The 19,828-nt window shown below is 36.8% G+C and carries 19 protein-coding genes and 4 pseudogenes; 17 read left to right on the top strand and 6 right to left on the bottom strand.

Annotated elements, in window-relative coordinates; genetic code table 11:
* The first annotated feature begins 136 nt into the window (after positions 1-136).
* The 4 genes from A194_RS0106380 (at position 137) to A194_RS0106370 (ending at position 2,669) form a co-directional block, all read left to right on the top strand.
* Positions 137-1,006 (top strand): polysaccharide deacetylase family protein, encoded by an 870-nt coding sequence (locus A194_RS0106380; protein WP_017186027.1) that lies wholly within the window; start codon positions 137-139, stop codon positions 1,004-1,006.
* A 170-nt stretch (positions 1,007-1,176) separates the two neighbouring features.
* The gene (locus A194_RS19730; RefSeq protein ID WP_083834254.1) at positions 1,177-1,287 is read left to right on the top strand and encodes a GapA-binding peptide SR1P; all 111 of its coding nucleotides are present in this window, start codon (positions 1,177-1,179) and stop codon (positions 1,285-1,287) included.
* A 134-nt stretch (positions 1,288-1,421) separates the two neighbouring features.
* A complete protein-coding gene (locus A194_RS0106375; protein ID WP_017186026.1) occupies positions 1,422-2,384 on the top strand; it encodes an NAD(P)H-dependent flavin oxidoreductase in 963 nt (320 codons plus the stop codon).
* A gap of 12 nt (positions 2,385-2,396) precedes the next feature.
* Positions 2,397-2,669 (top strand): UPF0223 family protein, encoded by a 273-nt coding sequence (locus A194_RS0106370; RefSeq protein ID WP_017186025.1) that lies wholly within the window; start codon positions 2,397-2,399, stop codon positions 2,667-2,669.
* 38 nt (positions 2,670-2,707) lie between these two features.
* Here the strand turns inward: A194_RS0106370 and A194_RS0106365 are convergent, their stop codons facing one another.
* The gene (locus A194_RS0106365) at positions 2,708-3,346 is read right to left on the bottom strand and encodes a YktB family protein (RefSeq protein ID WP_017186024.1); all 639 of its coding nucleotides are present in this window, start codon (positions 3,344-3,346) and stop codon (positions 2,708-2,710) included.
* 151 nt (positions 3,347-3,497) lie between these two features.
* Between A194_RS0106365 and A194_RS0106360 the strand changes: the two genes are divergently transcribed.
* Positions 3,498-4,298, top strand: a complete 801-nt coding sequence (locus A194_RS0106360; protein WP_017186023.1) for an inositol monophosphatase family protein — start codon at positions 3,498-3,500, stop codon at positions 4,296-4,298.
* Positions 4,299-4,335: 37 nt separating this feature from the next.
* Here A194_RS0106360 and A194_RS0106355 read toward each other — a convergent pair whose 3' ends face one another.
* Positions 4,336-4,521, bottom strand: coding sequence for a DUF5325 family protein (locus A194_RS0106355; protein WP_017186022.1), 186 nt, complete (start codon positions 4,519-4,521; stop codon positions 4,336-4,338).
* Between the two features lie 127 nt (positions 4,522-4,648).
* On the opposite strand from A194_RS0106355, the pseudogene A194_RS21330 reads away from it, so the two are divergent.
* Positions 4,649-4,989, top strand: a pseudogene (locus A194_RS21330) (YlaH-like family protein).
* A gap of 41 nt (positions 4,990-5,030) precedes the next feature.
* On the opposite strand, the gene A194_RS0106345 reads toward A194_RS21330, so the two are convergent.
* Positions 5,031-5,243, bottom strand: a complete 213-nt coding sequence (locus A194_RS0106345; RefSeq protein ID WP_423734740.1) for a YlaI family protein — start codon at positions 5,241-5,243, stop codon at positions 5,031-5,033.
* Positions 5,244-5,398: 155 nt separating this feature from the next.
* Between A194_RS0106345 and A194_RS0106340 the strand changes: the two genes are divergently transcribed.
* The 3 genes and pseudogenes from A194_RS0106340 to A194_RS0106330 form a co-directional block, all read left to right on the top strand.
* A complete protein-coding gene (locus A194_RS0106340; protein WP_017186019.1) occupies positions 5,399-5,662 on the top strand; it encodes a hypothetical protein in 264 nt (87 codons plus the stop codon).
* A 66-nt stretch (positions 5,663-5,728) separates the two neighbouring features.
* Positions 5,729-6,292 carry a helix-turn-helix domain-containing protein gene (locus A194_RS0106335; protein ID WP_017186018.1) on the top strand — a complete coding sequence of 188 codons (564 nt, stop codon included), beginning with the start codon at positions 5,729-5,731 and terminating at the stop codon, positions 6,290-6,292.
* A pseudogene (locus A194_RS0106330) lies at positions 6,253-7,122 on the top strand (IS3 family transposase); the annotation flags it as partial. The gene A194_RS0106335 and the pseudogene A194_RS0106330, both read left to right, overlap by 40 nt.
* 49 nt (positions 7,123-7,171) lie before the next feature.
* Here A194_RS0106330 and A194_RS17615 read toward each other — a convergent pair.
* A complete protein-coding gene (locus A194_RS17615; protein ID WP_017186016.1) occupies positions 7,172-7,771 on the bottom strand; it encodes a YhcN/YlaJ family sporulation lipoprotein in 600 nt (199 codons plus the stop codon).
* A 68-nt stretch (positions 7,772-7,839) separates the two neighbouring features.
* The gene (locus A194_RS0106320; protein WP_017186015.1) at positions 7,840-8,316 is read right to left on the bottom strand and encodes a hypothetical protein; all 477 of its coding nucleotides are present in this window, start codon (positions 8,314-8,316) and stop codon (positions 7,840-7,842) included.
* Between the two features lie 109 nt (positions 8,317-8,425).
* Here A194_RS0106320 and glsA point away from each other — a divergent pair.
* From glsA to pyc, 3 genes and pseudogenes are all read left to right on the top strand, one after another.
* Positions 8,426-9,354 (top strand): annotated as a pseudogene (glsA, locus tag A194_RS17610) (glutaminase A).
* 84 nt (positions 9,355-9,438) lie between these two features.
* Positions 9,439-9,726, top strand: coding sequence for an Fpa/YlaN family protein (locus A194_RS0106310; protein WP_017186012.1), 288 nt, complete (start codon positions 9,439-9,441; stop codon positions 9,724-9,726).
* A 215-nt stretch (positions 9,727-9,941) separates the two neighbouring features.
* Positions 9,942-13,384: pseudogene (pyc, locus tag A194_RS17605) on the top strand (pyruvate carboxylase).
* A gap of 87 nt (positions 13,385-13,471) precedes the next feature.
* On the opposite strand, the gene A194_RS0106300 reads toward pyc, so the two are convergent.
* A complete protein-coding gene (locus tag A194_RS0106300) occupies positions 13,472-14,392 on the bottom strand; it encodes a COX15/CtaA family protein (protein ID WP_017186011.1) in 921 nt (306 codons plus the stop codon).
* 347 nt (positions 14,393-14,739) lie between these two features.
* Between A194_RS0106300 and cyoE the strand changes: the two genes are divergently transcribed.
* The 5 genes from cyoE to ctaF all read left to right on the top strand — a co-directional run bounded on the left by cyoE (position 14,740) and on the right by ctaF (position 19,797).
* Complete coding sequence (gene cyoE, locus A194_RS0106295) at positions 14,740-15,678, top strand: heme o synthase (protein WP_017186010.1); 939 nt, start codon at positions 14,740-14,742, stop codon at positions 15,676-15,678.
* 96 nt (positions 15,679-15,774) lie between these two features.
* Entirely contained in the window at positions 15,775-16,959 is a 1,185-nt protein-coding gene (gene coxB / locus A194_RS0106290) for a cytochrome c oxidase subunit II (RefSeq protein WP_017186009.1), read from the top strand.
* Between the two features lie 35 nt (positions 16,960-16,994).
* On the top strand, positions 16,995-18,851 hold the full coding sequence (ctaD, locus tag A194_RS0106285) for a cytochrome c oxidase subunit I (protein ID WP_017186008.1): 1,857 nt from the start codon (positions 16,995-16,997) through the stop codon (positions 18,849-18,851).
* On the top strand, positions 18,844-19,464 hold the full coding sequence (locus A194_RS0106280) for a cytochrome (ubi)quinol oxidase subunit III (protein WP_017186007.1): 621 nt from the start codon (positions 18,844-18,846) through the stop codon (positions 19,462-19,464). The genes ctaD and A194_RS0106280 overlap by 8 nt, the downstream gene beginning before the upstream one ends.
* A gap of 3 nt (positions 19,465-19,467) precedes the next feature.
* Positions 19,468-19,797: a cytochrome c oxidase subunit IVB gene (gene ctaF / locus A194_RS0106275; RefSeq protein WP_017186006.1), complete on the top strand. Its 330-nt coding sequence runs from the start codon at positions 19,468-19,470 to the stop codon at positions 19,795-19,797.
* The last annotated feature ends 31 nt before the right edge of the window (positions 19,798-19,828 follow it).

The raw sequence follows: 19,828 nt of genomic DNA, 5'->3' as shown, positions 1-19,828 counted from the left end.
CTAATTTGCTTTTAGTTTTATCCATCGTTGACTTTAAATTCATGGAAATTTTTTTTGATTAAAATCGACAAAAGTTATATTTATTTCCTAATGTAGTGTTATATAATGGATTTATACATACAGAGGAGGACTAGACATGAGAACGCTTATTTTTATTGCATTGCTCGGAATGTTTGTTATGTTGTCGGCATGTAATGATGAAACAGAGCAAGCAAACGAACACGAAGAAGAACCTGTTGAAGAACAAGAGGAAGAAGAAAAAGAAAATGGACAAGAAGAAGAGGTAAGAGAAGAAGAGTCTGAAGAAGAAGACGAACAAGAAGAAGTCGAAGAAGAACAAGAGCCTCAATATGAAATAACAGATAGTTCATCACTTTCTCCAATAGATGATGCTAACCCTAGTGTTGTCTTACTAACGATTGATGATGCGCCAGATGGACAAGCTTTAGAAATGGCAGAAACATTAAAGGCACTTGATGCTCCAGCGATCTTTTTCGTTAACGGTATTTTCATGGAAAGTGAGGAAGATCAGGAAATAGTAAGACAAATTCACGAGATGGGTTTTGCAATTGGAAACCACACTTACAGTCATCAAAACTTACAAAACATCTCAGAAGAAGAGCAACGTGAAGAAATTATTAGTTTAAGTGAAATGATTGAAGAAGTTACAGGTGAAAAACCTCAGTTCTTTAGAGCACCTCATGGGGCTAACACTGATTTTGCGCGTGACTTAGTTGAAGATGAAGGTATGCTGTTAATGAATTGGACGTATGGCTATGATTATTTTGAGCCATATATGGAAGCAGATAAACTTGCTGAGGCGATGATCACGGGTGAAGCACCTGAGATAGATGAGCCTAACTCACTTTTAAGAGATGGTGCTAACTTGTTAATGCATGATCGTGAATGGACAAATGAAGCGCTAGAGGAAATTGTTGAAGGTCTACGTGACCAAGGATACGATATGTTAGACCCTAAATTAATCTTAACACCTTCAGACGAGTGAAGAGCGGATCAAACCGCTCTTTTTTTTATCTATAATGTACTACTATATGACAATTAATAAATTAGTATGATACAAATTATTAATTTATGTAACCTATTGCAATAATTAGTATGACATAATATACTATAAATAACTTAATTGTTATATCACTGTCTGAAAGGGGAATTTGAATGGGTACAATTGTTTGTTCAAGCTGCCAGCGTGTGATTGATTATTTTGATTATGAAAAGGTAACAGTTTTATATAGTAGCCATTGTGCTTGTAAAAAGGATAAAAAATAAATAACATTGCAACCACTTACAGCAATGTGTAATAAGTATTAAGGTACATGTTCAGCCATGTACCTTTTTCTCTTTTCTTTATTGGTGTGGCTAATTAAAAAATGCTATACTACTTAGCAAGGGAGTGGTAATTGGTGGCAATACGTACTAAAGTTACAGAAATGTTAAGTATTGAATGGCCTATTATACAAGGTGGCTTGGCCCATTTAGCCTATGCTGATTTGGCTGCTGCTGTCTCAAATGCTGGTGGGCTTGGTCAAATTACTGCAATGAGTTTACCAAGTGATGAAGCGTTAAGAGAAGAAATACATAAAGTAAAACAAATGACTGACCGACCTTATGGCGTTAACTTTGCAATCGGTCAAGGGTATAGCTCTTTTGAAAAGCGAGTACAAATTGCTATTGAAGAAAACGTACCTGTTATATCAATTACTGGTGGTAACCCTAAACCAGTTTTAGAACAAGTGAAAGGGACGAGTATAAAAACATTGGTGTTAGTTGCAGCTAAACGACAAGCAATTAAAGCTGCTGAGCTTGGTGCTGATGCGGTGATGGTTGTCGGCCATGAAGGTGGAGGTCATTTAGGGCGTGATGATATAGGTACCTTTGTATTAACACCAGAAGTAGTTGATGCTGTTAATGTACCTGTCATAGCATCAGGAGGTATAAGTGATGGACGTGGATTAATGGCAGCTTTAGCCTTAGGTGCAGAAGGTATAGAAATGGGGACGCGATTTATTGCAACAAAAGAATGTGTTCATGCTCATGAACGGTATAAACAAGCATTATTAAACGCGAATGAGCAATCTACAGTTTTAATTAAAAAATCGCTAGGTCAACCAGCTCGAGCAATCAAGAATGAATGGACCAATCAAATATTACAATTAGAAGAACAAGAAGTGGGCTATGAAGGATTGAAAGATTATATTAGTGGGAATGCTAATAAACGTTATATTTATGATGGGGTCGAATCTGAAGGGTTTGGTTGGGCAGGCCAAGTTGCTATGCGAATTCAAGGAGTTCCGACTGTTCAACAACTTTTCAACCAAATTGAGGATGAAGTTATTCAAGTACAAGCAAAGTGGAAATACAGCTAGAGAGGTGAGTAAATGAATTATCATTATCCAATTGACCCAGATTGGTCGACAGAGCAAGTGATGGATGTTGTTCAATTTTTCAATACAGTAGAAGAAGCATACGAAGGTGAAGTGAGAAAAGAGAAAGTGTTAGAGCAATATAAAAAATTCAAAGATATTGTTCCAGCTAAAGACGAGGAAAAAACGATGTTTAAAGAGTTTGAAAAACATTCAGGCTATATACCTTATAAAGTTGTCAAAAAAGCGCAAGAAGCTGAACAGAGTGAAAATGTAACGATGAAATAAATAAACCCCAAAAGTATTTCTTTTGGGGTTTTGACACATTAGTTTTGGACTTGTTTCGTTAAGTTATAGAGACTCATTACTGTTTCAAATGTTTCTTCACAAGCTTTAATAAATGTTTCACCATCTTGCAAGCGTTCATCATGACGGTCAAATGTTTGACCACAAAGGATCTCTGCTTTTTTGACACTTTCGAGTCGATCGACAAGTTCATCAAAGTGTCCGTTTTTCATATCAACATGTGAAATAGTCTCAGGCTTCATGTGATCTTTAGACCAGACGAAATGATCGGGAATATTATTTAATACATCTTGCTTATTGTTTTTTAATTGTCTTGCGAAGTCACCTTTAATAGGACTTTCATAAATGACGGCAAACCATACAAAGACATGTGATTCCCACATACCAATTTGGAAGTGCGGTAATTTTTTATAGCCGCGTTTATTGCTTGCTAACGCTGCCCACGTATCGTTCGGTGGGTTCGTTTTACGACGAGCATGTTTGGCAACGTGGACAAACATTTCATCACCAGCTAATGAAGATACAGTTGGTTCAACCGTTTCAGCAATAGCTTGTAATTTCGGCGATACACGACTTTTAAGTTCAGTCATACGTTCATCTAATCCATCAATTGTAAATACATCGAAGTCTGCTTGTTCAAATCCTCGGAAAGTCGTCATAAAATCGCTCCTTTATTAAATTGTTATTATTACTTTAAACATATTCTAACATAAAATGACGGTTAGTACTTAATAAGACACATAGCGAAACATAGTACTATTATAAATAGTTGAATACTATCGTAATCATAGAAAAGGGGTTACTTACAATATGAGCCATCAATCAGTAGAAGAAATTAAGACAAATGCAATACAGTGGATTAAAGAAGCTGGTGTTTTTATTAAAAGCCATATGAAAAAGCCATATGAAGTGGATACTAAACAGGACCGCAAAGACTTAGTGACAGAAGTTGATCAAAAAACTGAACAATTTTTTATTGATAAGATTTTTTCTCAATACCCTGACCATCAAGTACTAGGCGAAGAAGGGATGGGGGATAAAGTTCAATCTTTAAATGGTGTTGTTTGGATTATCGACCCAATTGATGGCACGATGAACTTTGTGCACCAGGAGCGGTTCTTTGCCATATCAGTCGGTATTTATTTTGATGGTATAGGTGAAATTGGCTTAATTTATGACGTGATGGATGATGTTTTATATGAGGGAATTAGAGGAGAAGGTGCTTATAAGAATGGCAAACGCTTAAACTCAATTGATCCTGAGAAACATTTAGAAGATGCTTTAATTGGTCTTAACAATTCTTGGGCAATTCCTAATCGTAAACTAAATGAAGAAAAAATTCATGATCTTATTAGAAAGGTTAAAGGAACGAGGTCATACGGTTCAGCAGCATTAGAGTTTGCTTTTATTGCAGAAGGTATTATAGATGCTTATATTACGATGCGTTTAGCACCGTGGGATATTGCAGCAGGGATGATTATCGTTAATGAAGTTGGTGGCATTACGACGCGTGTAGATGGTACAGATGTTAACATGTTAACAGGAAACACAGTCATTTGTGCTAACAAGGCGATTCATGATGAACTCCTTGACTTTATTGAAACGAAATAAAAAAAGCGCTTACCCTTAATAGGAAGCGCTTGATTCATTATTCTTCTTCGTGTTTCTTTTGATAGTCACTTTTAAATTTAAAACCTACACCCATTAAAGCGAATCCAGCGAAGAGGAATAGAGCGAATAATTCATAGCTACGATAACTAATAACAATAGCTGAAGCGATAAAACATGCTACAACAGCTATGGCTAATAAGAGCATTTTAATTTCATGTTTCATTATCTTCACCTCATCAGTTTAAGTGTACATGATGTGACAAAATTTGAAAACATTCATTTTATATATGGCGTTAATTTTTTCATTTTAGTATGATGATAAAGGAGCGTAGTTATAGAGGAGGAAGGATATGGATACAGAGTCAGTACAAGCTGCTGAACAGCATTTTAGTTTTGCACCTATTGAAAAATATTTTCTCGTAGATATAGGTGGGACAACTGGTTTTTGGTTGTTGTTTTTAACGATTGCTGTTTTTGCAGTCATCACATATAAATTAGGGTTTGCCAAGCAGTTACCAGTCTTAAGTCGTTAATTGTTTATATACTGCTTGTAATTGGGTGCATTTTGTTAATATTATTTGCGATTTTCTCATTACCGATTGTCGAAGTGTTAATCATCATCTCATTAGTTTTAGGTATTTATCGATTTAGACTGCATCGAGAGAGGAAAGAGCAAGAAGCTAGTAGTTAGTTAGATAAAAAGGCTGTCCTCATACTATGAGGGCAGCCTTTTTATCTAATGTAATCCTCAGTTTGTTCTTCTTCATATAAGTTAAAATTGTTACTTTGTTTGCGTTCATGGGTTTTATCTGAAATTCGCTCAGAACATTCGTCACATAAATAGGACAACTTGCGCTTTTTGCGTAATTGTTTAGCTAATAGAGAATAAGCTTCGATCTTGTCAACACGGTCACATAAAATACATTTTGCGCGCAATATTTTCACCTCTTCTTTAATAACGTATACTGTTTTCTGACATTGTAACATGTTTTTTGTTTTTATGGGAAAGAGGTTATATGTTTTAAACTGAACAAAACGGGAATGACATTATTAAATAAGCAAAAACTATAGTTACATATTATTAGGAGGAGGGCATTGATATGGCTAATAAACTAATTGTATCGTCAGTGGTAGCTGCAGGGGCTGCATTAACGTCATACGTATTAATCGATGAGAATAGACGCAATGGAATAAAACAGAAAGTGAAACAACTTAAAGAGTCGTTTAATGAAGGTAATCATACCAACCTGCCTATAGAAGAAGCAGGCAATCCTGAGTTAGATGACATAGAAAACTCTGAGATGGTTGCTGAAGGTTCCCAATTTGGCGTTCAATATTATAATGAAGTAATGGAAAAGAAGTGAAAAAGCTCCCGTCGGTGCTGCACCCCAAAAGTTAGAGTAAAAATCTAGCTTTTGGGGTGTTTTTATATGGCCAAATATAGTGAAGAGTTTAAATTGAAGATTGTAAAAGAATACTTGGAAGGCCCATTGGGCTCTAAATTGTTAGCTAAACAATATGGAGTTCCCGATCATGGACAAATAAGAAAGTGGGTGAATGCCTATAAGGCTTTTGGTGAGGAAGGTTTAAAAAGAAAGCGTTCAAAAAGAGTTTATCCTGTTAAATTTAAGTTAGATGTATTAAACTTTATTAAACAAACGGGCGCTTCTTACCAAGACACCGCAATAGAGTTTAAGTTGAATAACCCACCTCTGATTGCGACATGGAATAAAATCTATCACCAGGAAGGGATTGAAGGGCTCGAAGAGAAACCGAAAGGACGGCCCCCAATGTCTGGAAAAAGAAAATCAAAAACATCTAACCAAGAAACAAAGGTGTCTCGTGAAGATTTATTGGCACGTGAAAATGAAATGCTTCGTTTAGAAAATGCGTATTTAAAAAAGTTAAAAGCTTTTCAGGAGAATCCGAATGCCTTCCTCGAAAAGCACAAGCAGCGTTGGCGTTCGAACTCAAAGAAGAAGGATTCAAATTAAAAGAGGTTCTCTTGATCGTAGGCATACCAGAAGCGACTTATCACTACCATATTCATCAATTAAGAAATGATGAAGACCCAGATCGTGAATTGATAGAAACAACTCATGAGTTGTTTAAGAAACACGAGGGAAAATACGGATATCGTCGTATTCACCTAGAATTAAAAAAGGAAGGTTATCAAGTAAATCATAAAAAGGTTCAGCGTATCATGAGGGAAGAAGGTCTGAAGTGTGTGAAGTTCACACGCAAGTCTCGTTATAAATCGTATAAAGGCACTATCGGAAAGGTAGCGAAAAACCGTTTGAATCGACGATTCAATACGTCTGTCCGATTACAAAAGCTGGTCACAGACCTGACGGAGTTCAAGTGCGCAGGAAATGAAAAGCTTTATTTAAATCCGATATTAGACTTGTATAATGGCGAAGTTATTTCTTGTGGAATTTCGAATAAACCAACATTAGATGTTGTCCTTAATCCCCTTGATCAAGCAGTTGACCTCATCAAGCATGAGGCTGAATATCGATCCACCATCCATTCAGACCAAGGGTGGCATTACCAACATAATAAATGGGTGAAAACCTTAAAGAAGAACAACATTTTTCAGAGTATGTCTAGGAAAGCAACTTGTGCTGATAATGCCGTCATGGAGAACTTTTTCGGTATCATGAAGCAGGAAATGTATTACGGAGAACCCTTGATTTCTTATACTGAATTAAAACAGAAAATAGAGAAGTACATGGATTATTACAATAACGAGAGAATAAAAACAAAATTGGCTGGTTTAAGTCCAGTGCAATACCGAACTCAAACCAGCCAAACAGCTGCATAATTAAAACTCTAACTTTTGGGGGTCACTACCGTCATTGGGAGCTTTTTTACTAATTAGATTCAATTTCTTCTGGTTCTACTTCATGATCGAATTCTTGTTCTTGTCGTTCTTGTTCATTCTCCATTCTTTCCTCGTAAGGTGCAGCAGGACGTTGTTCAGTTGGAGGAGTTTCAGGAACATAACGCCCAACTAAGTTAGCGATTTCGTCCACAATAACGTGTCTTGCGCGACCTTCTTGAATTCCACGGTTAATTTCATTTAAACGTGAAACTACATCGCCATCTGCCATTACGAAAGCATAATGACCGTATGGGTCGTCTTTAATCGCCTCAGCAACTGTATATTTCACGCTTCCAACACGTGAGCGATCTAAATCGTCAGTCACATCGATTCCAACGACGGTGTATGAACCGAAAACTACTGCTGTCGCACGTTGAACTTCGTTTACTTCGGAAGCAATTTGTGATAAACGTTCTGCTGCCTCCATATTTGTGTGTTGACGATCTTGTTGAACTTCTGAATCTCGAACCTGAAGAATATGGTCATTATTAATGTCATCATTTAAATTTTGATTATTTTGGCTTTGTTGAGCGCAAGCCGTCATTAATAAAAAAGATAAAGCGGTAATCGTTAAAAGTTTGTATCGCATTAAGAAAACTCCTTTTTACCTTATTTTTGCGGTAAAAAAGAGTTTTTATGATTAGTAAATATAGTTAATTATACGATGGAGATTTTTTCGACACCTCTGTAAGGTGCATTTTTGTTGGAGCCATCATTTAAAATAACATGAATTGGGCCATCTTCTGTTAATGGTTTTCCATTAAGTGCGAATAATAAATACGATTGCTCTAACTGATTAAGTGAAATAGTTTCATCACCATCAGTTGTATGTAAAATCGCTTCTTTAGCATCACCACTCGGTTCAGAATTTTTTAGAAAATGATGTAGCGGCATTACATAACTGTTTTCTAATACTTTTTTGCGATTGTAGCGAGTTACGCTTTGATTAACTGGGGGCCTTAATTTTTGTTGATACTCATTACGGTCCCAAACTTGCTGTTGATGACTTTCAGAGTCTTCATCGCCTGAAACGTCGAAAGCTTCATTCAATTCAATTTTGCGATCATCAAATATCCATACGGTTGGATCCAATGTGATAGGAAATCCAACATTACCTTGAATTTGTACGATCATATTTTAGTACACCTCTTTCTGGGAAAATACTTATTACAAGTAAATAAATTTTAACATGCATTGTAATTATATCGAAAAATAATGCTAAATGCATTAAGGAGAGATGATAATGTCACTTATGACGGCAAAAGATTTAGATTATTGGCTTGAGCATGTGCGTATTTATGCGAATAACGGTGAAGTAGCTGATTATATTCCAGCACTTGCCAACCAGCAACCCGAAATAAATGCGGCTGCGTTTTATGCTCTAAAGGAGAGTGCTATACAGCAGGACAATTTGAATATACATTTACGATACAAAGTATATCGAAAGTGTTATCGTTAGCATTAGCTTTAATACAACATGGTGAAAATGCTGTTTTTTCTCGGGTGGGAAAAGAACCGTCCAGTGATCCGTTTTACTCGATAAGAAAACTAGAATTAGAAGACCCGGGGATTCCTTTAAACCCGATGATTAATGCTGGTGCATTATCAGTCACGAATATGATTAGAGGTCGTGATTCAGATGAAATGGTAAATGAATTATTAGCACTAGTTCGAAGGTTATGTGATGATGATACGATTTCATATGACGAGAAAGTTGCTAAATCTGAAATGGAAACAGCATTTTTAAATCGGTCTTTGGCCTATTTTATGAAACAAAATGGAATTATTACAGGAAGTATAGAAGAGTTAATGGATGTTTATACGAGGCAATGTGCAATTAAAATGAACGTCAAGCAGCTTGCGCGTGTGGCGGCTGTTTTTGCAAATGATGGCAGGGATCCTATAACTCTTAAGCCGTTAATTCCATTAACTGTTGCACGTATTTGTAAGACGTTCATGGTTACGTGTGGTATGTATGACTATTCAGGCACGTTTGCGATTAATGTAGGTATACCGGCAAAAAGTGGTGTTTCTGGAGCGATTATGGGGGTGATAAAAGAAGAAGGGGGAATTGCTGTGTTCGGTCCAGCTTTAGATGAACAAGGTAACAGTGTTGTCGGTATACGGCTATTAGAGAAATTAGCAGAAGAGAAGCATTGGTCAATTTTTTAAAAAACAATTAGATGATTTGCATTTTAGTCAGTTACAAGATAGTATAATAAAATAGATAGGATTAATAGGTGAGGGGGAATTCTCATGTCATCGAATGTAGCGCTTGAAGAAAATCAACAAGCACTCGCCCTCTTAAAGGCAGATGCGGATAAAATATTACAATTGATTAAAGTGCAAATGGATAATTTAACGATGCCTCAATGTCCTCTTTATGAAGAGGTTTTAGATACACAGATGTTTGGACTTTCGCGTGAGATTAATTTCGCCGTGCGTCTAAATTTAATTAAAGAAGAGACAGGCAAAGAAATTATGGAAAATTTAGAACGAGAGTTAAGCGCGTTACATGAAGCTGCACAAGCTCAAAAATCATAAGTCAACTCAAACTGATGATCAACTCATTAGTTTGAGTTTTTTTATTTGAGTGAACAATAAAGTGCAATGATAAAATTAGACAAAAACCACATTTTATTGTAATCTAAAAAATATTCAGACAATAAAAATGAATGATTATTCACTTTTGTGAAGGAATTTGTTAAAAAATGTAGAATTATATTTGTGGGTGGAATTACACGAATGGAGGTTTTAACATGGCAGAAATCAAACCATTTAACAAAGTATTAGTTGCTAATCGCGGTGAAATTGCGATACGTGTCTTTAGAGCATGTACTGAAATGAATATTCGTACGGTTGCAATTTATTCTGAAGAAGACACCGGCTCCTATCACCGTTATAAGGCAGATGAATCTTACTTAATTGGTCAAGGTAAAAAACCAATTGATGCGTACTTAGATATTGAAGGAATTATTGAGTTAGCTAAAGAAGTAGAAGTTGATGCGATTCACCCAGGTTATGGATTTTTATCAGAAAATATTGAGTTTGCAAAGCGCTGTGAAGAAGAAGGTATTACGTTCATTGGACCTTCAAGTGATATGCTTCATACGTTCGGTGACAAAGTTAGAGCACGTGAAGCAGCGATTAGAGCAGATATTCCTGTTATTCCAGGAACAGATGGACCTGTATCGTCATTAGATGAAGTAGAACAATTTGTTGACCAAAACGGTTTACCGATTATGATTAAAGCGGCCTTAGGTGGTGGCGGTCGTGGTATGCGTATAGTACGTTCACGAAGTTCCTTAAAAGACTCATATGAACGTGCGAAGTCAGAAGCGAAAGCTGCCTTTGGTAATGATGAAGTATATGTTGAGAAATTAGTAGAAAAACCGAAGCATATAGAAGTTCAAATTTTAGGCGACAATGAAGGAAATATTGTTCATTTGTATGAAAGAGACTGTTCAGTTCAAAGAAGGCATCAAAAGGTAGTTGAAATCGCACCGAGTATTTCTTTAGGTGAGAAACAGCGTGAAGAAATTTGTGATGCATCAGTCAAACTTATGGATTCAGTGGATTATATTAATGCTGGGACGGTAGAATTCCTTGTTACAGAAGATGAGTTCTTTTTATTGAAGTAAATCCACGTGTACAAGTAGAGCATACGATTACTGAGATGATCACAGGTGTTGACATTGTACAGTCGCAGATTCGTATTGCGATGGGGCATACACTGCATAGTGATGAAGTAGGAATCCCTAAGCAAGAAGGTGTGAGGACTCATGGTTATGCTATTCAATCACGTGTAACGACAGAGGATCCACTTAACAACTTTATGCCTGACACAGGTAAAATTATGGCTTATCGTACTGGTGGCGGCTTCGGTGTTCGTTTGGATGCCGGCAACGGTTTCCAAGGAGCTGTTATTTCACCTCACTATGATTCGTTATTAGTTAAAGTTTCTACTTGGGCATTAACATTCGAACAAGCTGCCCACAAGATGGTGCGTAACTTAAAAGAGTTTAGAATTCGTGGAATTAAGACTAACATTCCATTTTTAGAAAATGTTATTTTGCACAATGACTTTATTAACGGCTCTTACAATACAACGTTCATTGATTCGACGCCAGAACTGTTTGTATTTCCTAAAAGACACGACCGTGGCACGAAATTATTATCCTATCTAGGTTATACGACGGTTAATAGTCCAGCAGCTACCGGTGTTGAGAAAAAACCATTATATCCAGAACCTAGGTTGCCGGAAGTAGGGAAGCATTCGGAATTTGATCATGGGACAAAACAATTACTAGATGAAAAAGGTCCTGAGGCGGTAGCGGATTGGCTTAAAGAACAGAATGAAGTGTTATTAACGGATACGACATTCCGTGATGCACACCAATCGCTTTTAGCTACACGTGTCCGTTCAAAAGATTTATATAAAGTTGCAGAACCGACAGCAAAACTGTTACCAAACTTATTCTCTGTAGAGATGTGGGGCGGTGCAACTTTCGACGTATCATATCGTTTCTTAAAAGAAGATCCATGGGAGCGACTACAAGTTTTACGTAAAAAGATGCCGAATGTATTATTCCAAATGTTATTACGTGCTAGTAATGCAGTCGGTTATAAAAACTATCCAGACAACGTTATTGAAGATTTCGTAGAAAAGAGTGCAGAAGCAGGCATAGACGTGTTTAGAATTTTCGATAGCTTAAACTGGATTGAAGGTATGAAACCAGCAATTGACGCTGTTCGTAAGCAAAATAAAATTGCAGAAGCATCAATTTGTTATACAGGTGACATTTTAGACCCTAAGCGTGATAAATATGATTTAGACTATTATGTCAGAATGGCAAAAGAGCTAGAAGAATGTGGAGCACACATTTTAGGTATTAAAGATATGGCTGGTTTATTAAAGCCAGAAGCGGCTTACATGCTAATTAATGCACTAAAAGAAGAGATATCAATCCCAATCCACTTACACACGCATGACACAAGTGGAAACGGTATTATGATGTATGCTAGAGCCGTAGATGCAGGTGTAGATGCAGTGGATGTTGCAGCTAGCTCTATGGCTGGTAATACGTCACAACCAAGTGCGAACAGCTTATATTACGCATTAGAAAATAACGACAGACAACCACAAGTCGATATTGAATCGTATAATTTACTTGCTCGTTATTGGGAAGATGTTCGTCAATATTATAACAACTTTGAAAGTGGCATGAATGCGCCACACCCTGAAGTTTATTTCCACGAAATGCCAGGTGGCCAATATAGTAACTTGCAACAGCAAGCGAAAGCAGTTGGACTAGGTGAACGTTGGGATGAAGTTAAAGAAATGTATCGTACGGTTAACGACATGTTTGGTGATGTTGTTAAAGTAACGCCTTCATCAAAGATCGTAGGCGATATGGCGTTATTTATGGTTCAAAACGATTTAACAGTTGATGACGTATATGAGAAGGGCGAGTCGTTAGATTTCCCTGACTCTGTCGTTGAGTTTTTCCAAGGGTATATCGGTCAACCGTACCAAGGGTTCCCGAAACAACTACAACGTATTATTTTAAAAGGGCGTCAAGCGATTGATACAAGGCCAGGTGTAGAGTTAAAACCTGTTAATTTTGAAGCATTGAAAGAACAGCTTTACGAAAAGTTAGAGCGTCAAGTAACCCCGTATGAAATAATTTCGTACGCGCTTTATCCAAAAGTGTTTTTAGACTACCAGAAATTTGTTGATCAATATGGAGATGTTTCTGTATTGGACACACCAGCATTTTTACACGGTTTAAGGTTAGGTGAAGAGATAGCGGTTGAAATCGAACAAGGTAAGACACTGATGGTCAAGCTCGTCTCAGTCGGAGAAGCCCAAAAAGATGGAACGCGTGTCGTTTATTTTGAACTAAATGGTCAGCCGCGTGAAGTAATTGTTCGAGATGAAAGTGTACAAGATGTCACTTCGAGTCGAGTAAAAGCAGATGACCAAAACCCAAGTCATATTGGTGCATCAATGCCTGGTACAGTCGTTAACGTTTTAGTTAAAGAAGGTGAGCAAGTTAAGAAGAATGACCACCTTATGATTACTGAATCAATGAAAATGGAAACGACGATCCAAGCTCCATTTGACGGTAAAGTAAAACAAATCCATGTTCGAGATGGAGAGGCGTTAGAAACAGGAGATTTACTCATAGAAGTTGATTAAATTGTTAAACACCAACCGGTTTCATACGGTTGGTGTTTATTATGAAAAAAGGTGCATAAACTCGAGTTTTATGCACCTTACTTATTACTATTTTTCATTTTTTGCAACTCTTATTGCAAGCATAATGAAGTAACATAATAATGCGAAGAAAAGTGAAATCATAATCGCGTGCATTAGAGCTATGATAGGATTTAAGATCGTAATAATAATTAATGCTCCAAGAACAACTTGAGCAAAGATAAATAATGTTGCAATTAGCCAACCGTTAGCAAGGAACTTTTCATGGCGATGATTCTTATATATATGAATCAATAAACCAATTACCCAAATAAATAGTACCCCGGCTAATACTCTATGACCCATTTGGATTGCTTGTTCGAGTGAATAAGCTCCAATATTGAAAGGTTGATCGTTAGAACAAAATGGCCATCCACCACAGACTAAGCTTGACTGTTTGTGTCTAACTAATGCACCTGTATAGACGACTATTAATGTATAAACAAACAAACTATAAAAATGAATTCTAATACTCTTCGGTATGTTTATTGCAGCGGTATTAAAAGTTTCATCCAAGTTAAAGATAATGGTAGCTAATAAGAATACTGACGCAAACGAAATTAATGATATACCAAAATGTAATGCTTTTATTAAGTCAGATTGTTCAAATAAAACAGCTCCTGCACCTAATAGTGATTGGATCACAATAAATATTAATGTAACGATTATTAAAAACTTTGTTTCCCTAACATGACGGAAGTGTTTCCAAGCTTGATAGGACAATAAGAGAATAATAATAATTGCTAATCCAGACACTAAACGGTGACTGTACTCAATAATAAGTTCCAAATTTATATTAGAAGGGACAAGTTGGCCATGGCATAACGGCCAACTGCGGCCACAACCTAATCCTGAGTCAGTCTTAGTTACAAGAGCTCCTCCGACTAAAACGAACAGCATAGAGATTACTGATACGATTGCAGTAATTTTGGGGTGGAATATTTTTTTCATTTTCTATTTACACCTCACCTTTGCCTGAGAAGCTTCTGTATCCATCATAATATAGAATGACTATAACCGAAAATATATTTCGTTACAAATTTATAACAATTAATTGAAGGAGAAAGATTTAATAAAGAAAAATTGTTTTATAGTTACATAAATGACGGAAATATGCTAATTTAATCTTTGAATATATTTCTCACATTTTTTTCACATATTCTTCACAACTTAATCCTTTTTATATGATTAAATAGATGTGTAGGTAATTACATGGTACAATGTCTATGTAAATAAAATTTAAAATTTCAACAAAATATGACTTGATTATATATGGCTGAGAGGAAGGTCGAAACAGTATGAGTGAGCCACGCTCTTTTGGAACGACAACAACAAAGATAGTGGATAGTCCTCAAACCAATCTTAAAACGTTATGGACTGATTTTCTTGCATTGATTAAAATTGGTATTATCAATTCTAATTTAATGACGACATTTGCTGGGTTTTGGTTAGCATTATATTTTACGAACCAAAGCCCATTAAATCACTGGCAATCTTTTATCCTTGTTATGCTAGGAACAGCTTTAGTTATAGCTGGTGGATGTGTCATCAATAACTATTACGATCGAGACATTGATTTTAAAATGTCTAGAACTAAAGCACGTCCAACCATAACGGGGACTATACCTTTACCTGTAATATTAGGTCTTGGTGCTACATTTACAGTGATAGGATTGATTACATTATATTTTGCTTCACCAATTGCAGCACTGTTTGGCTTTATTGGTTGGGGATTCTATGTATTGTTGTATACAATGTGGTCAAAGAGAAAATATACAATTAATACAGTAGTTGGTAGTTTTTCAGGAGCTGCACCACCTTTAATTGGTTGGGCAGCAGTTGATAGCACTTTACATCCTGCTGCATTTGTATTATTTTTGATTATGTTCTTATGGCAAACGCCACACTTCTTGGCACTTGCAATTCGTAAGAAAGATGAATATTCAAAAGCAAACATCCCGATGTTACCATCTGTTCATGGTAATGGCATTACTAAACGACAGATGTTCATATATACTATTTGTTTATTACCGTTACCGTTTTATTTCTTTTCACTCGGTACGGCATTCATCATTTTTGCAACATTATTAAACGTAGGATGGTTAGCATTAGCTGCTTACGGTTTCAAAATGAATGATGATGATAAATGGGCAAAATGGATGTTTATTTATTCACTTAATTATTTAACGTTATTTTTTATTGGATTGGTTGTTGCAACAATCCCATCATTTCTGTGATTCAATTAAGAAGAAGCATGCTTTTTCTTAATTAATGAATAAAATATGCTCTATGCATAACAACAATGAACTAAGAGAAAGAGAGGTATCGAGAAAATGAAAGGCTGGATGACTCGGTTTAAAGCAGTAATGGCTTTAACTGTAATGGCCCTAATCCTTTCAGGGTGTGGTGAACCGTTCTTAAGTACACTACAGCCTAGAGGTGAAGGTGCTGCAATGTTATTAGAATTAATTATTCTAAGTACAGTCATTATGTTATTCGTATTTGTAGTTGTAATGGCAATCTACATATACGTCGTAATTAAGTTCCGTCAAAAAGAAGGACAAGAAGATTTCATCCCTAAGCAGACGGAAGGAAGTCATGCTCTAGAGACTTTATGGACTGTCATTCCAATTATTTTACTATTAATTCTAGCAGTGCCAACCGTTCAGTACACGTTTACTTTCGCTGATGTAAATAATCCGGAAGTAAGCCAAGAGGGAGAAGAGTTAGATCAAATTTGGATCGATGTAACTGGTAAGCAATACTGGTGGCATTTCGAATATGAAGGTTTAGACATAACTACAAGTCAAGAGATCTACATCCCAACTGACCGTCGCGTATACTTATCAATGATTTCTGATGATGTAATCCACTCGTTTTGGGTTCCATCAATCCAAGGTAAAATGGACGTAAACCCTACAGGTAACCGCAATGAAATGTGGCTACAAGCAGATGAAGAAGGTGTTTACTGGGGTAAATGTGCTGAATTATGTGGTCCATCTCACTCATTAATGGACTTTAAAGTAATAGCAGTGAGTCCAGGAGAGTTTGAGGAGTGGGTTGAAGACATGCAAGGTGTGACAGGGGAAGAAGAGCCTGAAACTACCACAGCACAAGCAGGACAAGAAACTTTTGAAGAGAACTGCTTATCATGTCACGCAGTCGGTTCTTCTCCAAACAAAGTTGGACCAAACTTAACGAACTTTGCTGATCGAGATAAGTTAGCTGGCGTATTTGATATGACAGAAGAAAACTTATTCGAGTGGATTGATACTAAAGGTGAAGAAATGAAACCAGGTAACTTAATGGTTGATGCACCTTATGACTTGAATGAAGAAGAAATCAATCAAGTTATTGAATACTTAATGACTTTAAGTCCAAGTGAAGTAACGCCAGAAAGTGCTGACAATGGCGTTTACATTGATTCAGACTTAAGTGATCTATTCCCTGAAGAGGAAGAAGAAGATGCTGAAGAGTCTGAAGAAGATGAAGAAACAGACGAAAATGATGAAGAATAATATTTAAGCACTATTGATTAAGGGAGGTTACAAGCGTGAGCACGACAGCAGAAAAGAAAGCTGGCTTTGGGTCCGTTCTTTGGGATTATTTAACAACAGTCGACCACAAGAAAATTGCGATTCTTTATTTAGTCGCAGGACTGTTCTTCTTTATCCTTGGTGGATTACAAGCGATGTTAATTCGTATCCAGCTGATTGCACCAGATAATGAATTTATCTCAGCGCAATTTTACAACGAAGTGTTAACGATGCACGGAACGACGATGATCTTCCTTGCCGCAATGCCGTTGATTTTTGCGCTCATGAACGCTGTACTGCCACTACAAATTGGAGCGCGTGACGTTGCGTTCCCATTCATTAACTCGTTAGGTTTCTGGTTGTTCTTCTTTGGAGGTATTTTCTTAAATATCTCTTGGTTTGCAGGAGGAGCACCAGATGTAGGTTGGACAGCATATGCACCACTATCATTATTCTCTGAAAGTCATGGTGTAGACTATTATTCAATCGGTCTACAGATTACAGGCTTTGGTACATTAATGGGTGGTATTAACTTTATCGTAACAGTTGTTAACATGCGTGCGCCGGGTATGACTTACATGCGTATGCCATTGTTTACATGGACTTCATTTATTGCAAGTGTACTTATTTTATTTGCATTTCCAGCTTTAACAGTTGGTTTGTTCCTATTAACGTTTGACCGTTTATTTGGAGGTAACTTCTTTGACCCTGAAATGGGTGGTAACGTTATTATTTGGGAGCACTTATTCTGGATCTTCGGACACCCAGAAGTATATATTCTAATTTTACCGGCATTTGGTGTGTTCAGTGAGATTATTCCAACATTCTCTAAAAAGCGTTTGTTTGGTTATTCATCCATGGTATTTGCGACAATCTTAATCGCATTCTTAGGTTTCATGGTATGGGCTCACCACATGTTTACAGTAGGTTTAGGTCCTATTGCGAACTCAATATTTGCAGTAGCCACCATGGCGATTGCTGTGCCTACTGGTATCAAGATCTTTAACTGGTTATTTACGATGTGGGGAGGAAGCATAAGGTTAACGTCTCCTATGGTAATGGCGTTAGGTTTCATTCCAACATTTACAATTGGTGGTATGACAGGTGTAATGCTTGCATCAGCAGCAGCTGACTTCCAATACCATGACACATATTTCGTAGTTGCACACTTCCACTATGTAATTGTAGGTGGTACAGTATTAGGTATTTTTGCAGGTATTATATACTGGTGGCCGAAAATGTTTGGTACAATGTTAAATGAGAAGCTTAACCATTGGTTCTTCTGGTTATTCTTTATTGGTTTCCATTTAACGTTCTTCTTCCAGCACTTCTTAGGCTTAATGGGTATGCCGCGTCGTTACTGGAAGTTTTTACCGGACCAAGGCTTAGATTTATTTAACTTAATTAGTACAATTGGTGCTTTTGGAATGGCAATTGGTACGATTATCTTCTTAATCAACGTTGTTATGACCCAAATGAAAGGTGAGAAAGTTTCAGGAGACCCTTGGGACGCTCGTACACTAGAATGGGCTATTCCATCACCTCCACCATTTTATAACTTTAAACAAGAACCATTAGTACGTGGATTAGATGCACTATGGGTAGAAAAAATGCAAGGAAATGGTAAAATCCAACCTGCAGAGCCTTTAGGTGACATCCACATGCCTAATAGATCATTTGTACCGTTTGTTATTTCTTTAGGTCTATTCATAGCTGGTTTCGGTGTTATGTACCAAGGAGCTATGTGGATCTTAGCGGCAATCGGTTTCGGAACTACTGCAGGTGCCATGTTATACCGTTCAGTTAAAGATGATATTGGTTATCATGTGCACAAAGAAGAATTAGAAGAAGAGGGGGATGGTTCTAATGGCTGAAGACGTTCTTAAATCAGGTAATCTGCCAGAAAATCCTGAAAGAGCCACCCTTGAAGGCCGTAATAAGTTTATGGGCTTTTGGTTCTTCCTAGGCGGAGAAACTGTATTATTCGCAAGTTTATTTGGTACGTATTTAGCATTAAGAAACTCGTCAGTTGATGGACCAACTGGAGAAGAAATCTTCGGACTAGGGTTAGTTTTCTTAATGACGGTTATCCTATTAACAAGTTCATTAACAAGTGTATACGCTATGTATCATATGAAGAATAATGACTTTAAGAAAATGCAGCTATGGCTTGGAATTACAGTCTTATTAGGTTTTGCTTTCTTAGGGTTAGAGATCTACGAGTTCGTTCATTACGTAAATGATTATGGCTTTGGCTTTACAACGTCAGCATTTAGTACAGCCTTCTATTCATTAGTTGGTTTCCACGGTGCACACGTTGCCTTTGGTCTAGTTTGGATAATTTCGTTAATGATTCGTAACCATAAACGTGGATTAAACTTATACAACGCTCCGAAGTTCTATATTGCATCATTATACTGGCACTTCATTGACGTTGTATGGGTCTTCATCTTTACTGTTGTATACCTAATGGGAAAGGTGGGCTAAATAATGGCAGATAACACCAATTCCGCTAATCAAACGCAGAAGAAACAGTTTTATAAGAAAAAGCATAGAGAACAAATGAAACATCAAGTCATCACTTTTGCAATGATGATTGCTTTCACATTGTTAGCATTTGGCTTAGTTATGGCAGAAGTGGATGCGATGTTTACGATTCCGATTATTTTAGTATTAGCAGCCGTACAGGTTTTATTTCAGCTGTATTACTTTATGCATATGGCAGAAGAAGGACATGAATGGCCTGCTGCGATGATCTATTCTGGAGTATTCGCTGCAGTATTAACTATTCTAGCCTTAACGATTATTGTATGGTGGTAAGTTTAAAAGCTCAGGCAATTGCCTGAGCTTT

Origin of the sequence: Alkalibacillus haloalkaliphilus C5, from assembly GCF_000269905.1 — a bacterium.
In the GTDB taxonomy this organism is placed as follows: Bacteria; Bacillota; Bacilli; order Bacillales; family Alkalibacillaceae; genus Alkalibacillus; species Alkalibacillus haloalkaliphilus_A.
The sequence above is the reverse complement of the archived record's forward strand: the minus strand, read 5'-3'. Positions and strand labels throughout refer to the sequence as shown.

Excerpts from the sequence above, each read along its gene's own strand:
- ctaF (WP_017186006.1), top strand. The coding sequence starts at position 19,468 with ATGGCAGATAACACCAATTCCGCTAATCAAACGCAGAAGAAACAGTTT.
- A194_RS0106340 (WP_017186019.1), top strand. The coding sequence starts at position 5,399 with ATGGCTAATAAACTAATTGTATCGTCAGTGGTAGCTGCAGGGGCTGCA.
- A194_RS0106370 (WP_017186025.1), top strand. The coding sequence starts at position 2,397 with ATGAATTATCATTATCCAATTGACCCAGATTGGTCGACAGAGCAAGTG.
- A194_RS0106360 (WP_017186023.1), top strand. The coding sequence starts at position 3,498 with ATGAGCCATCAATCAGTAGAAGAAATTAAGACAAATGCAATACAGTGG.
- A194_RS0106355 (WP_017186022.1), bottom strand. The coding sequence starts at position 4,521 with ATGAAACATGAAATTAAAATGCTCTTATTAGCCATAGCTGTTGTAGCA.
- A194_RS19730 (WP_083834254.1), top strand. The coding sequence starts at position 1,177 with ATGGGTACAATTGTTTGTTCAAGCTGCCAGCGTGTGATTGATTATTTT.
- A194_RS0106320 (WP_017186015.1), bottom strand. The coding sequence starts at position 8,316 with ATGATCGTACAAATTCAAGGTAATGTTGGATTTCCTATCACATTGGAT.
- A194_RS0106335 (WP_017186018.1), top strand. The coding sequence starts at position 5,729 with ATGGCCAAATATAGTGAAGAGTTTAAATTGAAGATTGTAAAAGAATAC.
- A194_RS17615 (WP_017186016.1), bottom strand. The coding sequence starts at position 7,771 with ATGCGATACAAACTTTTAACGATTACCGCTTTATCTTTTTTATTAATG.
- A194_RS0106280 (WP_017186007.1), top strand. The coding sequence starts at position 18,844 with ATGGCTGAAGACGTTCTTAAATCAGGTAATCTGCCAGAAAATCCTGAA.
- A194_RS0106300 (WP_017186011.1), bottom strand. The coding sequence starts at position 14,392 with ATGAAAAAAATATTCCACCCCAAAATTACTGCAATCGTATCAGTAATC.
- coxB (WP_017186009.1), top strand. The coding sequence starts at position 15,775 with ATGAAAGGCTGGATGACTCGGTTTAAAGCAGTAATGGCTTTAACTGTA.
- A194_RS0106365 (WP_017186024.1), bottom strand. The coding sequence starts at position 3,346 with ATGACGACTTTCCGAGGATTTGAACAAGCAGACTTCGATGTATTTACA.
- A194_RS0106310 (WP_017186012.1), top strand. The coding sequence starts at position 9,439 with ATGTCATCGAATGTAGCGCTTGAAGAAAATCAACAAGCACTCGCCCTC.
- A194_RS0106380 (WP_017186027.1), top strand. The coding sequence starts at position 137 with ATGAGAACGCTTATTTTTATTGCATTGCTCGGAATGTTTGTTATGTTG.
- cyoE (WP_017186010.1), top strand. The coding sequence starts at position 14,740 with ATGAGTGAGCCACGCTCTTTTGGAACGACAACAACAAAGATAGTGGAT.